General features: G+C 60.8%; 11 protein-coding genes and 1 pseudogene. 5 read left to right on the plus strand and 7 right to left on the minus strand.

Annotated elements, in window-relative coordinates:
- Positions 1-5 precede the first annotated feature (5 nt).
- The 5 genes from ASD15_RS22355 to ASD15_RS22375 all read right to left on the minus strand — a co-directional run bounded on the left by ASD15_RS22355 (position 6) and on the right by ASD15_RS22375 (position 6235).
- Entirely contained in the window at positions 6-1361 is a 1356-nt protein-coding gene (locus ASD15_RS22355) for an MFS transporter (RefSeq protein WP_057157195.1), read from the minus strand.
- An 84-nt stretch (positions 1362-1445) separates the two neighbouring features.
- Positions 1446-3872 (minus strand): TonB-dependent receptor, encoded by a 2427-nt coding sequence (locus ASD15_RS22360; protein ID WP_057157196.1) that lies wholly within the window; start codon positions 3870-3872, stop codon positions 1446-1448.
- 22 nt (positions 3873-3894) lie between these two features.
- The gene (locus ASD15_RS22365; protein WP_057157197.1) at positions 3895-4407 is read right to left on the minus strand and encodes a gluconokinase; all 513 of its coding nucleotides are present in this window, start codon (positions 4405-4407) and stop codon (positions 3895-3897) included.
- A 201-nt stretch (positions 4408-4608) separates the two neighbouring features.
- The gene (locus ASD15_RS22370; RefSeq protein WP_057157198.1) at positions 4609-5637 is read right to left on the minus strand and encodes a LacI family DNA-binding transcriptional regulator; all 1029 of its coding nucleotides are present in this window, start codon (positions 5635-5637) and stop codon (positions 4609-4611) included.
- Positions 5638-5692: 55 nt separating this feature from the next.
- Positions 5693-6235, minus strand: coding sequence for a DUF4124 domain-containing protein (locus tag ASD15_RS22375; protein ID WP_057157199.1), 543 nt, complete (start codon positions 6233-6235; stop codon positions 5693-5695).
- 143 nt (positions 6236-6378) lie between these two features.
- Between ASD15_RS22375 and guaB the strand changes: the two genes are divergently transcribed.
- From guaB to ASD15_RS22390, 3 genes are all read left to right on the plus strand, one after another.
- Complete coding sequence (guaB, locus tag ASD15_RS22380; RefSeq protein WP_057157200.1) at positions 6379-7842, plus strand: IMP dehydrogenase; 1464 nt, start codon at positions 6379-6381, stop codon at positions 7840-7842.
- 66 nt (positions 7843-7908) lie between these two features.
- Positions 7909-9519: a glutamine-hydrolyzing GMP synthase gene (gene guaA / locus ASD15_RS22385; RefSeq protein WP_057157201.1), complete on the plus strand. Its 1611-nt coding sequence runs from the start codon at positions 7909-7911 to the stop codon at positions 9517-9519.
- 394 nt (positions 9520-9913) lie between these two features.
- Positions 9914-11107 carry a tyrosine-type recombinase/integrase gene (locus ASD15_RS22390; protein WP_057157202.1) on the plus strand — a complete coding sequence of 398 codons (1194 nt, stop codon included), beginning with the start codon at positions 9914-9916 and terminating at the stop codon, positions 11105-11107.
- Here ASD15_RS22390 and ASD15_RS22395 read toward each other — a convergent pair.
- Together ASD15_RS22395 and ASD15_RS22400 are read right to left on the minus strand one after the other, a co-directional pair.
- Positions 11094-11348 carry an AlpA family phage regulatory protein gene (locus tag ASD15_RS22395; RefSeq protein ID WP_229418300.1) on the minus strand — a complete coding sequence of 85 codons (255 nt, stop codon included), beginning with the start codon at positions 11346-11348 and terminating at the stop codon, positions 11094-11096. The genes ASD15_RS22390 and ASD15_RS22395 overlap by 14 nt on opposite strands.
- Before the next feature lie 333 nt (positions 11349-11681).
- A pseudogene (locus ASD15_RS22400) lies at positions 11682-12587 on the minus strand (ISL3 family transposase); the annotation flags it as partial.
- Between the two features lie 327 nt (positions 12588-12914).
- On the opposite strand from ASD15_RS22400, the gene ASD15_RS31905 reads away from it, so the two are divergent.
- Together ASD15_RS31905 and ASD15_RS33890 are read left to right on the plus strand one after the other, a co-directional pair.
- Positions 12915-14252 (plus strand): AAA family ATPase, encoded by a 1338-nt coding sequence (locus tag ASD15_RS31905; RefSeq protein WP_162249936.1) that lies wholly within the window; start codon positions 12915-12917, stop codon positions 14250-14252.
- A gap of 157 nt (positions 14253-14409) precedes the next feature.
- The gene (locus ASD15_RS33890; protein ID WP_373888199.1) at positions 14410-14877 is read left to right on the plus strand and encodes an HNH endonuclease; all 468 of its coding nucleotides are present in this window, start codon (positions 14410-14412) and stop codon (positions 14875-14877) included.
- The last annotated feature ends 92 nt before the right edge of the window (positions 14878-14969 follow it).

Here is a 14969-nt window from a genome sequence, read left to right on the forward strand (position 1 = left end):
TTGGCTTACAGCGCCGCCTTGCGGACCGCCAGTTCGGTCTGGATCAGCGCCAGTTTTTGTTTATCGAGGTCATAGAAGAGCATCACGGCCACGGCCAGCGCGGCGAAGAAGGCCGGAATCAGCGACATCAGCCACACGATGCCGGCCTGCGAGCCGGTGGTCTGCGCCGCGTTGGGCACATAGCCCAGCGCTGTGAACAGCGCGCCGATCACCGCCACCGCCAAAGCAGTGCCGAGTTTTTGCGAGAAGGTGGCGGCGGCGAAAGTCATGGCGGTGGCGCGGCGGCCGGTGCGCCATTCGTTGTAATCGGCGGTGTCGGCGTACATGGAGAACGCCAGCGGCGACTTGGGGCCGAGCACGAAGCCGAGCGCGATCTGCAGTGTGTACATCAGCCAGACCTGCTCCTTGTCGACGAAGAAGAAGGCGCTCGACAGCACCGTGGTGCAGCCCATGAGGATGATCAGCAGCTTCTTCTTGTCCACGTAGCGCGTCATCAGCGGCGTAAGCGAGGCGCCTGCTGCAGCTGCCACCATGTAGGCGGGAACGAAGGTGGCCATCAGCTCAGGGCGGCCCACGTAGTACTTGAAGTAGTAGATGGCGGTGGAGGTGCGCAGCGTGATGGTGATCATGATGATCAGCGCCAGGAAGAACAGGACCAGCCAGGGGGCGTTGCGGGTCAGGTCGCGGATGTCCTGCGCCACGTTGCTCGTTTGCGTGGCGGCGGGCGCGATGCGTTCGCGCGTGTTGAAGAAGGTGAGCGCAAACAGGGCCGAGGCGGCGACGCCCCAGGCCAGCATGGTGAGCTGCCAGCCCTGCTTATCGTCGCCGCCGCCCAGCAGGCGCACCATGAAGGGCGTAGCGGCGGTTACCAGCGTGCTGCCGGCGAAGGCGAAGATGAAGCGCAGGCCGTTGATGGTGGAGCGTTCCTGCGGATCGCCCGACATGACGCCCGACAGCGCGTTGTACGGGATGTTGATGGCGGTGTAGCACACCATCATCAGCAGATAGGTGCCGTAGGCCCATGCCAGCTTGCCGTCGTGGTCCAGGTCCGGCGTGGTGTAGGTGAGCACGGCGGCTGCGCCCAGCGGCAACGCCATCCACACCAGGTAGGGACGGAACTTGCCGAAGCGCGTGGTGGTACGGTCGGCCAGCGCGCCGATCAGCGGATCGGTGAAGGCGTTGACGATCTTGATCGTGAACAGCATGGAGGCCGCAGCGGCGGCCGATATGCCGAATACGTCGGTATAAAAGAACAGCAGGAATGTGGCGATATTGGTCCAATAAAAATTGAAACCCATATCGGCAATGCCGTAGCTGAATTTCTCGCGCCACGACAAGGGGGAATTGAGCACTGCAGCCACGGATTGCTTTCGGTGATAAGGGACGATGCCGAGTTTAACGCGAACGCGCCGCCCCGATTGATGGCGGGGACGGCGCAAGTGCTATCAGAAATCGGCGGTCAGGCGCACGCCGAAGGTGCGCGGCGCCAGGTACATCGCCTGCCATACAGGACGGTCGCTGGCTGCCGGCGGCAGGTTCACGATGTTGACGGTGGTCTTGATGTCCTTGTTCTCCAGGTTCTGCACGAAGGCTTCCACCTGCCAGTGCTTGTCGCCTGCCGGCTTGTAGCGCACGGTGAAGTCGCTGCGGGTGTAGGCACGCTGGCGGTCCGGCTCGCCGTCGTTGAACACATCCAGCCAGCTCGCGGTCTCGTAGTGCATATTGATGCGCGGCGAGATGCGGGCGCCGCTCTCCAGGTTGAAGTGGTGCTGGTAGCCCACGTTCAGCGAGAAGTGCGGCGCGTGCGGCAGCTCGTTGCCTTTCAGGTCGCGCACCTTGCCGCCGTTTGGGCCGGGCAGATTGTTGTAGCTGGAGTTGTTCGGGTCGGCCGTCAGCAAGGTATCCATCTCGGTACGCTGGACAGACATGGCCACGTTCAGCGTATCCACCGGCGTCACGCGCGCCGTCAGCTCGCCTTCGAAGCCCTTGGCCGTCGCGCCTTTCGCGTTGGCCGTCAGCAGGAAGCTGGCGCCGTTCGGGAAGGTGGTTGGTACCGAGATCTGGTAGCCCTTGAAGTCCGCGTAGTAGAGCGAGGTGGCCCAGGTGACTTTGCCGCCCATCAGCTTGCCCTTCGCACCGAGCTCATAGCTGGTCAGCGTTTCAGGCGCCGTGTGCACGCCGCCGTCGGTCAGCACGCCGGACTTGTAGCCGGTGCTCACGCTGGCGTAGGCCATGATGTCCCTGGTCACGTCATAGTCCGCCTTCAGCAACCAGGTCGGCTTGCTCCACTTGTGCTGGCCGTCGTTGTTCAACGCCGGCTTGCCGTCCGGGCCGATCACCGATGGGTTGGGCACGAAGCCCACGCTGCGCGGATCGTCCTGCGCCGTGATTGGCAGGCAGGGCTTGCCGTTGGCCGGCTGCGTTGTCGGGCAGTAGAAGTTGGTGCCGCCGCGGTTGTGCTTCTCGTCCCAGGTTTTGCGCAGGCCGCCGGTCAGGCGGAAAGTCTCGGCCACGTTCCAGGTGTTCTGCGTGAAGAAGGCGTGCGATTTGGTGTCCTGGTTGGGCTGCACGAAACTGTTCTGGGTCAGCGCCGGCCAGCCGCAGTTGGTGCAGCCGTAGCCCGCTTGCGTGCCGGACCATGCCGGCTGGTCCAGGCGGATGCCGGCCTTTTCGTGGAAGACGTAGGCGCCCACCAGCCAGTCCACCGTCTTCTTGCCGGAGGACTTCACGTTCAGTTCAGCGCTGGCATTGGTGTAGTGCTCCCAGTTGATGCGCGTGTTGCGCAGCACGCCGCCGGTGGTGTTGCTGGTCGGCACGGTGTAGCCGCCGCGCGCGTCGAACTGCATGGCGCCGTCGGTGCGCTGGGCGCCGGCGATGAAAGCCAGGTCGATATCCTGGTTCACGTTCCAGTCGGTGCGGGTGCGGATGGTGTCTACCTTGCGGTGCAGGTAGGGCGCGATCTGGATCAGCGCCGACCACAGCTTTTGGCCCGGACGCGGTTCCTGGTTCAGGTTCATGGACGGCGTACCGTCGTCGCGGAAGGTCTCGAAGGACAGGTCGGTGCGCAGGCTGCTGTTTGGCTGCCAGGCGGCCGACAGGCGCAGCGCCTTCTGGTCTTGCGCGTTGTACTTGTCACCGCTGGTGACGAAGGCGTTCTTGTCCAGGCCAGGGATGTTCGGCGGCTGCTGATAGTCCACGTAGCCTTCGTGCGACTCGCCGGCATAGGCCACGCGCAGCGCGAACTGCTCGGTGATCGGCAGGTTGTACATGAAGCGGGTGCCGGTGCGGTTGTAGTTGCCGACCGTGATTTCAGCGCTGCCCTCGGTCATGCCGAACTTCGGCTTGGCGCTCACCATGTTTACCGCGCCGGCGGTGGAATTGCGGCCCCACAGCGTGCCTTGCGGTCCGCGCATTACCTCCACACGGTCCATGTCGTAGAGCAGGGCGGTGGCGCCTTCGGCGCGTGGGGAGTAGACGCCGTCCACGTAGACCGACACTTCCGGGTCGGCCTGTTCGGTCTTGGCGCCGTCGTTGCCGATGCCGCGCATGGTCAGCAGCAGCACCGCGTGGTCGCCCTGGCTGGTGGCCTGGAAGCTCGGCGACAGGTGCGTCAGATCCTCCAGGTTCTTCACGTGCGCATCGTCCAGCGCCGCGCCGCTCAGGGCGGTGACGGCCAGCGGGGTTTTCAGCAGCGAAGTGGAGCGCTTGGTGGCGGTGACGATCACCTCGGCCACGTTGCCGTTGTCGGATGCCTTGGCTGCCGCTTGGGTGGCTTGCGCGGCCTGGGGCTCGTCCGCCGCGTAGGCGCTGGAAATGTGGGCGGCCATGGCGACCAGCGAAGTGGTCAGGATCTTGTTGCGGGTAGTAAGCATCGTGTCTCCGTTGAGGATTTAGTTATGGATTGCTGTTGAAGATGTCGCTGATGAGCTGCGCCGGCTCCTTGCGGATATCCAGCGTGATACCGGCCTCGTCCGCCTGTAGCGGCTCCAGCACGTTCAACTGGCTGTCCAGCAGCGACAGCGGCATGTAGTGGTTGATGCGGGCCAGCATGCGGGTGGCGATCAGCTCGCGGTCGCCGGCGAGATGGGCGAAACGCAGTTCCGGATCGCCCTCGCGCAGCAAGTCGCGGTAGCGGCGCTTGAGTGCCGAGCAGGACAACACCAGGCTCTCGCCGCGCTCGCGCGCGTCGCGGATTTCCGCCATTAGCTGCAGCAGCCACTCGGCGCGGTCGGCATCGTTCAGCGGCGTGCCGGCCGACATCTTCGCCACGTTGGCCGGCGAATGGAAGGTGTCGCCTTCGAGGAACGTGGCGCCGATCTTTTGCGCCAGGCTGCCGCCAACCGAACTCTTGCCACAGCCGCAAACACCCATCACCACCCAGCGCGTTGGTTTCGTCTTTTCTGTCATATCCAGTCCTATTTGGTAGCGCTATCTGTTAGCGCTATCAGTGGACCGGAGTTTAACGTGGCGCGAAAAAATGTAAAGAAGATTCGATGCTGCATCGCACCAAATTCCAACCGAGCTGAGCCGCATTTTCCAAACTTCGGGGTCAGACCCCGAAGTTGGAGGAATGCGGCTCAGCTCGCTTGTAGGAATATGGGAGGATGCTTAGGCGCTTTCGCGGGCCATGAGGGTGAAGCCGAGGTCGATTTGGACGGCGGGCGGCTGTTCGCCGCGGATGACGCCGCGCAGCAGGGTGGCCGCTTCGAAGCCGACCCGGTAGCGCGGCGTGCCTATGGTGGTTACGGACGGGTTCATCCAGGCGGAGGCGGGCAGGTCGTTGAAGCCGCAGATGGCCAGCTGCTCGGGCATGCTGATGCCGCGCCGCTGGCATTGGTAAATGGCGCCGTGCGCCAGGTCGTCGTTGCAGCAGAAGATGGCGTCCAGGTCGGGGGTCGCAGACAGCATCCGGCCCACCAGTTCGGCGCCCAGGGCGATGGTGGACGGGTCGGCCACCATCAGCTCCAGTTTGGGATCGGCCAGGCCGGCTTCGTCCATGGCCTTGCGGTAGCCCTCGGCGCGCTTGATGGTGCGCTCGTCCAGCTGCGCGCCCATGAAGCCGACGCGCTTGTAGCCCTTGTCGATCAGGTAGCGTGCCATGGTGTAGCCGGCTTGCACTTGGGAGAAGCCGACCGACAGCTGCGCCGGATCGGGCGACAGGTCCATCATCGACACCACCGGCACGCGCGAGGTGTCGAGCATCTTTTGCACGCCTTTGCTGTGTGACATGCCGGACAGCAAAATGCCGTCCGGATTGGATTGCATGTAGACGTTGAGCAGCTTTTCCTCTTCGGCGTCCGAATAGCGGGTGTTGCCGATCAGGATCTGGTAGCCGTACGGGTCCAGCGCGTCCTGTATGCCTTGCAGCACCGCCGTGAACACGGCGTTCGACAGCGACGGCACCAGCACCACGATGACGTTCGAACGCGACGAGGCAAGGGCGCGTGCGGCGCGGTTGGGAACATAGCCCAGCTCTTCCACGGCCAGCTGGACGCGCGAGCGCAGCATGGGCGATACCAACTCAGGCTGGCTGATGGCGCGCGATGCCGTCATCGTTGCGACGCCCGCGCGTGCAGCAACGGCTGCCAGGGTTACTCGGCCGCTGGCGCGGCTCTTGCCATTATGTGGTTTGGTCATCCGGTATTTTTCTTGGTTTTTGGTAGCGTTAACATCATTCTATACTGCCTGGATGTCATTTTTTAGAGCATTCTGCCAAAATCTTCTGGTTGCGGCGGGAGCGCTCGGCGCGCTGCTCGTCGCTAAGGAAGACGCGCTGGCCGCTTTTGTCGAATTCGGTCATGCGGGTGCCCGAGTCAAGCGCGGCCTGGTTGCTGCGCGCGCTGTCGCAATTGGCGGCCTGTTCAGCTTTGCGCGCCGCTTCCTGCGCCGCCTTCTGCTCGGCCGCCTGGCTTTCAGCCTTGCGCTTGGCGAACTCGGCGTTACGCTCGGCCACCGTCGGCGGGCGTTTCACCTTGGACTCGGCCGCGTCGGGCGCGTCGCCTTCGGCCGCAGGGGCAGGGGACTGGGCGGCGGGACCATAGCCCGGCGCTGCGGCACCTTGCCCGCTCGGCTGCTTCAGGATGCGGTTCTGCGGCACCGACGGCGGCGGCGGCTGGTCGGACAGCTGCTTCATGCCCTTTTCATCCAGCCACATATATTGGGCATGGGACCAGGCCGGCAGCGCAGCCAGCGCCAGCAGTACGGAAAGCGCGCGCGCCGTTCGGTAGTGTTTCATGGTGGATAGATTCCTTTATTCCTTGCGGCAGATTTCCATGCTTTGCCTATGCTGTCAACCGGCGTTGCCAATTTTCCCCGGGGTAAAGACGTCGGACGTGACTTACTGTATAATCGACTTTTGCGCCTATAGGAAATCGTACTATGCGTTTACTTCAAAAAGCACTCACCTTCGATGACGTGCTCCTCGTCCCTGCGTACTCCAATATTCTGCCTGCGGATACGTCTCTCAAAACTCGCCTGACCCGCAACATTTCGCTGAATATTCCGCTGCTGTCGGCCGCGATGGATACCGTTACCGAAGCCCGCCTGGCCATCGCCATGGCGCAGGAAGGCGGCATCGGCATCATTCACAAGAATCTGAAGCCGAAAGACCAGGCCCGCGAAGTAGCGCGCGTAAAGCGTTTTGAAGCCGGTGTGCTGCGCGATCCGATCACGATCCCGCCGGACATGAAGATTCGCGAAGTCATCAAGCTGACGGAGCAGTATGGCATTTCCGGTTTCCCGGTAGTAGAGGGCAAACAAGTAGTTGGTATCATCACCAACCGAGATCTGCGCTTCGAACAGGAGCTGGACGCTGAAGTACGCGCCAAGATGACCCCGCGCGACAAGCTGGTGTACGTGAAAGAAGGCGCAGACACGACCGAAGCCAAACGCCTGATGAACAAGCACCGCCTGGAGCGCGTGCTGGTGGTGGACGACGCCTTCAACCTGCGCGGCCTGATTACCGTAAAAGACATCCAGAAATCGACCGAGCACCCGAACGCATCGAAAGACCAGCACGGCAAGCTGCTGGTGGGCGCTGCTGTCGGCGTGGGCGCGAAAGACGAAGAACGCATCGAGCTGCTGGTCGCGGCCGGCGTGGACGTGCTGGTGGTGGACACCGCCCACGGCCACTCGCAAGGCATCCTGGACCGCGTGAAGTGGATCAAGACCAAGTTCCCGCACGTGGACGTTATCGGCGGCAACATCGCCACCGCAGCGGCCGCCAAGGCGCTGGTGGAATACGGCGCGGACGCGGTCAAGGTCGGCATCGGCCCTGGCTCCATCTGCACCACCCGCATCGTCGCCGGCGTGGGCGTGCCGCAGATTACCGCGATCTCCAACGTGGCCGAAGCGCTGGCCGGCACCGGCGTGCCGTGCATCGCCGACGGCGGTATCCGCTTCTCGGGCGACATCTCCAAGGCGCTGGCAGCGGGCGCATCGACCGTGATGATGGGCTCGATGTTCGCCGGCACCGAAGAAGCGCCGGGCGAAGTGATCCTGTACCAGGGCCGTTCGTACAAGTCCTACCGCGGCATGGGGTCGCTGGGCGCGATGTCGGACGGCTCGGCCGACCGCTACTTCCAGGACGCCACCATGAAGGCCGACAAGTTCGTGCCTGAAGGTATCGAAGGCCGCGTCGCCTACAAGGGCAGCGTGCTGGCGATCATCTTCCAGCTGGTGGGCGGCGTGCGCCAGTCCATGGGCTACTGCGGCTGCGCCACCATCGACGAGCTGCGCGAGAAAGCGGAATTCGTCGAGATCACGTCGGCCGGCATGCGCGAATCGCACGTGCACGACGTCCAGATCACCAAGGAAGCGCCGAACTACCGTTCCGGCGACTAATCCTCTCAAACGCCGGCGGCCTACCGCCGGCGTTTTCTTATTTCCTCTTAGCTTCAGCGCTCATCCATGCATTCTAAAATCCTCATTCTCGATTTCGGTTCCCAGGTTACCCAGCTGATCGCCCGCCGCGTGCGCGACTCCGGCGTGTTCTCCGAAGTCTACCCGTACGACATCGGCGACGACTTCGTGCGCAACTACGGCGCCTCCGGCGTGATCCTGTCGGGCAGCCACAACTCCACGCTGGAAGGCGACTCGCCGCGCGCGCCGCAAGCCGTGTTCGAGCTGGGTGTGCCGGTGCTGGGCATCTGCTACGGCATGCAGACCATGGCAGCCCAGCTGGGCGGCAAGGTCGAGAACGGCCTGGTGCGCGAGTTCGGCTACGCCGAAGTGCGCGCCCGCAACCACACCAAGCTGCTGGACGGCATCAACGACTTCGTCACGCCGGAAGGCCACGGCATGCTGAAAGTGTGGATGAGCCACGGCGACAAGGTGCTGGACATGCCGCCAGGCTTCAAGCTGATGGGCGACACGCCAAGCTGCCCGATCGCCGCCATGGCCGACGAAGAGCGCAATTTCTACGGCGTGCAGTTCCACCCGGAAGTGACGCACACCGAGCAGGGCAAGGCCATGCTGGGCCGCTTCGTGCACGAGATCTGCGGCTGCAAGTCCGACTGGAACATGCCGGACTACATCTCCGAAGCCGTGGAAAAGATCCGCGCACAAGTAGGCAGCGATGAAGTGATCCTGGGCCTGTCGGGCGGCGTGGACTCGTCCGTGGCCGCCGCGCTGATCCACCGCGCCATCGGCGACCAACTGACCTGCGTGTTCGTCGACCACGGCCTGCTGCGCCTGAACGAAGGCGAAATGGTGATGAATATGTTCGCCAAGAACCTGGGCGTGAAGGTGATCCGCGTGGACGCCACCGACCAGTTCATGGGCCACCTGGCCGGCGTGACCGATCCCGAGCAGAAGCGCAAGATCATCGGCCGCGAATTCGTGGAAGTGTTCCAGGTGGAGTCGGGCAAGCTGGTCAACGCCAAGTGGCTGGCGCAGGGCACCATCTATCCGGACGTGATCGAATCGGCCGGCAAGGGCAAGAAGGGCCAGACCATCAAGTCGCACCACAACGTGGGCGGCCTGCCGGACACCATGAAGCTCAAGCTGCTGGAGCCGCTGCGCGAACTGTTCAAGGACGAAGTGCGCAAGCTCGGCGTGGCGCTGGGCCTGCCGCATGACATGGTCTACCGCCACCCGTTCCCTGGCCCGGGCCTGGGCGTGCGCATCCTGGGCGAAGTGAAGAAGGAATACGCCGACCTGCTGCGCCAGGCCGACGCCATCTTCATCGAAGAGCTGCGCAACACCCCGTACGAGTTCGTGGCCGGCCAGGCTGTGAACACGGAAGAGCTGCCGAAGAACTGGTACGAGGCGACGTCGCAAGCGTTCGCGGTGTTCCTGCCGGTGAAATCGGTGGGCGTGATGGGCGACGGACGTACCTACGAATACGTAGTGGCGCTGCGCGCCGTGCAGACGCAAGACTTCATGACCGCGCACTGGGCGCACCTGCCGCACTCGCTGCTGGGCAAGGTGTCCAACCGCATCATCAATGAAGTGCGCGGCCTGAACCGCGTGGTGTACGACATCAGCGGCAAGCCCCCAGCGACCATCGAGTGGGAATAATTCCCCGTCTGGCTGCAACACGCAGCGTACGGCAATAAGTTGAGACTAAGCCCCTGATTTCAGGGGCTTTTTTGTTTTTTTGGTGGCGAAATCTGGCAACGATCGGCAAGCGCAAGCGCGCGGGATTGCTGGTACCGCTGATGGTATTGGGCGGACAGCGCGCGCGCCGCGTCCCGATACCATCAGCACCGATTTTTGCGGTTGATGGTATCGAAATCGCCTAAGTGGTTGATGTAAAAGGAAAAAATGGCCGATACCATCACGTTTTTCGTTGATGGTATCGGAGGACGATTTTGGCGCCAATTTGCGCTGCAAGCGCGCGTTTTACGGTGTTCTAACTCGTTGATTTATAGAGGGAAATGGCTAACATGATGGTATCGTGCAGGAGGCGCACATGCTGACAGACACCAAACTGCGAAATTTGAAGCCCGGCCCCCGTGCGTACAAAGTAGTGGACCGGGATGGCCTGTACGCCATGGTGCTCGCGTCCGGCGTGGTCTCGTTCCGGTTCAACTACCGCATCAACGGGCGCCAGGAGACGCTGGTGTTCGGACGCTATGGGGCCGGCGGACTGAGCCTGGCGGAGGCGCGCGAGAAGTTCGACGCGGCCAGGAAGCTGGTCGCGGCCGGCATGTCGCCCACGCAGCACAAACGGCGCCAGAAGCAGCGCCTGGAAGGGGAGGAGACGTTCGGGCAGTGGGCCGAGCGCTGGCTCGCCAACTACCGCATGGCCGAATCGACGCGCGACATGCGCCGTTCGGTGTACGAGCGCGACCTGCAGCGGCCCTTTGGCCGCCTGCTGTTGCGCGAGATTACGCACGAAGAGCTGCGCGCGGTGTGCGACGCGATCGTGGCGCGCGGTGCGCCCGCCACCGCTGTGCACGCGCGCGAGATCGTGATGCTGGTGTTTCGCCATGCCGGCCAGCGTGGACACGACCTGCCCAATCCCGCCGACAAGGTGCCGCCATGCTCCATCGCCACCTTCCAGCCGCGCGACAGGGCCTTGAGCAGCGCGGAAATCCCCTGGTTGTACGAATTCCTGGAGAAGGTGCAGAGCGCGCCGACCTTGCGCCTGGCGGTCAAGCTGCTGCTCTTGACGCTGGTGCGCAAATCCGAGCTGACGGATGCGACCTGGGACGAGGTCAATTTCTCCAACGGCATCTGGACGATTCCGGCCGAGCGCATGAAACGCCGCAATCCCCACAACGTCTATTTGTCACGCCAAGCTGTCGACATCTTCATCGCGCTGCGCACCTGCGCCGGCACTTCCCGCTATGTGCTGCCATCGCGCTATGACGCGGACCTGCCCATCTCGAACGCGACGCTGAACCAGGTGACGACGTCGGTGGCGCGTGTCGCGCGCGCGGCCGGCCGGCCGCTGGCCGACTTCTCGCCCCATGACCTGCGCCGCACGGCATCGACCCAGCTGCACGAGGCGGGCTACAACACCGACTGGATCGAGAAGTGTCTGGCCCACGAGCAGCGGGGCGTTCGAGCGGTGTACAACAAGGCCGAGTATGCGGAACAGCGGCGCGCGATGCTGCAAGACTGGGCCGACATGATCGATGAATGGGTCAGGGCCGCTTGAGCCCGGGCGCGGGTTGCGCGACGGCGGCGGCCTGCTGCTGCGCGATCCAGGCGTCCACTTCGCCGAGGTCCCACGCCACGGAGCGGGCCGTGATCGAGAAGCGCTTGGGGAACTTGCCGCAGCGTTCCAGTTCCAGGATCGTGCGTTCGCCAAGGGGGACCTTCTGCAGCAGCTGCTTGCGTTTGATGAGGACCCGGCCGGGTGCCATCATTTCCGTGGTCGTGAGCATGCGGGCATTCATACTTCTCTCCTTCGATCGTTGAATTGGAAAGGTTGCGCCGACTGAGTGTTCAGTCCTTGGCGGTTCGATGCATGGGGATATGTTCGCTCGCAAATCGCCTAAGGCAACAGGGCAATCCCGAACGATCGAATTGAGGGTGAGTACGCGGCGCCTTGGCTCGAAGGCATGTCCTGGGAGATCATTTCCCGAACCGGCGTATCGATTCTTGAAATGCTCGCCTACTTCAACAGGGCCAGCTACTGCAATTGCAATCTAGTTCGATCCGCTGTGCGTGTCAAACATCGTGCACCGGAATTGCACTCGAACTGCGCTCCGACGGAATCAGGGGAATGCCAGCCAGTGCATTGAGGAGATTTGATGGTAGGTCCAGCCCACGGGATTTTTACGCATGCCCCACACGGCCTTGACCGCTTTGGCGTCCTCGCCCAGCGCCGCCCGCACGGCTTTAGGCTGAGTGCGCACTTCTTCGCGCCGCACCTCGTCCATGGCGGCGTTGGCCAGCGCGATGACATGAAAGCGGTCATAACTGATCTGGGCTTGCGGCAGACTTTCAGCCACGCCTTTGGCATAGGCCGCGCTTATGTCTATGCAGCCATGCTTGATGTTGTCGGCGACGCCGCCATGCGCCACCAGTTCTTGCTTGAACGCGGCCACCGTTTCGTGGCCCCGGCCCGGCGTCATGAACAGCATCCACCTCGCTTCCAAGTCGTGCACCACAGTGACATAGTTATGTCCCTTCTTGAGGCTGGTTTCATCAATGCCGACCACCCGCACATCCGTCATCTCGTCGCGCTGGCGGGCGATGCCCACATAGTGCTCGATGCGCCGCCACAGCCGTTTCGACCGCACCTGCAACTGGTTCGCCGCTTGAGCCACCGGCAAGGTTTGGCACAACGACAGAGCCAGCGCTTCGAACAACAAAGTAAAAGCGCTGCCAGGGCGTGCCCATGGCACCTCGGCTTGCGTGGTCTTGCCGCAGGCGCTGCAATCAACACGCGGCACTTCGGCGTGCAACCATGCCTCAAACTGGAAAAAGTCCAAGTGCCGCCAGCTGCGCTTGATGCGGTCATGGACACCTTGCCCATCCACGCCACAGGCCGGACATGGCAATTTATTGGCATCGCACTTCACCTCGAAATCAATCCACCGCTTGACCGTATTCAGGTCAACATTGGACACGACCCCCGGCGCTTGCAGACCCAGCGCGGTGGTGAACAGGGCTTCGACGGCGATACTCATCAGGGACTCTTGGAATCAGAAAATGGCGTTACCGGCATGATACCCGAGGTCAATTTCCACACGAAACGACATAGAGCCATCACGAAGCTGTCAGCGGCGGATTATGCCTCGCAATGCCAGGTAGAGCACTCCGACCTCCAGCTGAAGAGACAGGTGGCTTGTGCTTTCGATTGCAAATTATTGGGGAAATGGGCGGAATCAACATAGAGGAGGCAGGACGCCCTCGCTAGTAAATGACACTGACTAACCACCGACCTTGCCTAAAATGAAATCCAGCTGTACTCTTGGTAACTTGCCTTGGGGCACATACTGAAGAGGATGCCGGCGATGCCACAACTTTTTAAAAATCTCCATCTGTCGAATTGGCGCCAGTATCGAGAAGTCAACATAGATTTCCATGAGCGGCTCACAGTTATCACTGGTGGAAATGGAGCCGGTAAGACCACAGTCTTAAACCTACTGAGCCGCCACTTTGGCTGGCAGGGCACAGTGGTCAGCACGCCGAGACGTAGCGGTGGCAGCCTCAAATTTTCGACGGACAATTGGGACGACTCTGATCTGAAGAACTATTCAGAGTGGTTGGCGGCCAAAGAGGTAGCTGAGCTAGGACTCTCTACTTCGGCGGGAAAAATAGTACCGGAACTTGCACATCAAGTAAATCCAAATTTGCGCATTGGCGAGCTGACCTATGGAAGCGGCTCGGTAGCTGAGTTGCAGGTTCCTCAGAATGTTGGTGCTCAATTTCAGGTTTCCATTAATAACCAACAAAATTTGCGCGGCATGCATGTGCCGTCGCACCGCCCAATTTTCTCGCATCAATCCGTTGAGAATATTCCTACCATTCCACGACGTAGAGATCAAGCATATCAAACCTATCTGGATATAGTGCGAGCACGCTATTACGGTGGTCACCACAATCGCACTCCTAACTATTACATGAAGGAAACACTAATTGCGTGGGCGGCATTTGGATACGGGAATTCTGTAATTGATCGCGACTCAGAAAGTCTGGAGATGTTTGAGGGTTTTCAGAAAGTCTTGGCTACCGTCTTGCCTCCATCACTGGGGTTTAAACGCATAGCTATCCGATTGCCAGAGGTCGTATTGATAACCCGCTCCGGCGATTTTTCGCTCGACGCTGTTTCGGGTGGGATCTCGTCGTTGATCGACTTAGTATGGCAGGTATTTATGTATGCTGGGGCTGATGAAAATTTCGCGGTGACGATAGATGAGCCAGAAAATCATTTACATCCTGAACTACAGCGTACGGTACTGGGGACGCTCTTAACTGCTTTTCCTCATATTCAGTTTATCTGCGCAACGCATAATCCATTTATCGTTACTTCGGTTCCTGATTCATCTGTTTATGCGCTAAGGTATGGGCAAGACCATAAGGTCATATCCGAGCTTCTTGATTCTGCTGATAGGACCGGATCTTCGAATGAAGTATTGCGAGATATTTTAGGGATGCCTTCATCCTCACCGACTTGGGTCGAAGAAAAGCTGCGTCAAATCCAGTCCGAATTGGCTATAAGAGAGGTTACCCCAGCATTGATTGAAGAATTGCAGGAACGCTTGGCGAAGTATGGTTTGCAGCGATACGTGCCGACGGCTTTAGCTCAAATTGTAAAGGATCAATTGTCAAATGCTCAAGTTGAACCGTAAACCACTCGCCCAAGACATCGAAGCGTATTTACAAGCTCGAAAGGCTGATCTGCTGGCTTGCTTGGACGCTGGCGTGAAGCTCAGTGGTGCCGTTGCTGGGGCTTATCGATATGCTGCGCTAAAGGCGCACTTAGTGGTAGAGGCGCATGGGAAGTGCATGTACTGCGAGTCAAAAATAACCCATCTGTATTTCGGTGACGTGGAGCACATTCGGCCAAAATCTGTATTCCCCAGAGCGCGCCTGGACGTCGAGAATTTGGGGCTGGCCTGTGCTATTTGTAACAATAATAAGGGTGACTATTGGGATGCTCTGTATCCAGTGTTGGACCCATACTCGGATTCGACGCAAGATGAAATATTTGCTTTGGGACACTTCGTTATGCATCGACCTGGTAGAGGTAGAGCAAAAATCACAATTGCACATTTGGACCTGAATAGGGCGGCATTGTTGGAACGTAGAAAGGAACGTTTGGAGCTGATTCAGCCACTCGCGGATCAATATGCAGACGCCCCGGCGGGTCCTTTGAAAGACCTGCTTAGGTCGGAGCTACGACGGCAAACTTCGGCAGACACCGAGTACTCACTGATATCTCGGGCTTTTCTTAGTGCCGCGGGGATCGACTAATCAAAGTCAAGCATAAAGGGTTCACATAATAACGCGACTTTCCGCTATTTCGTGCGCGAATGCTATGACTGTGAGAGTGGGACAGCATGGAT

It is taken from the genome of Massilia sp. Root351, assembly GCF_001425045.1.
GTDB lineage: Bacteria > Pseudomonadota > Gammaproteobacteria > Burkholderiales > Burkholderiaceae_D > Rugamonas.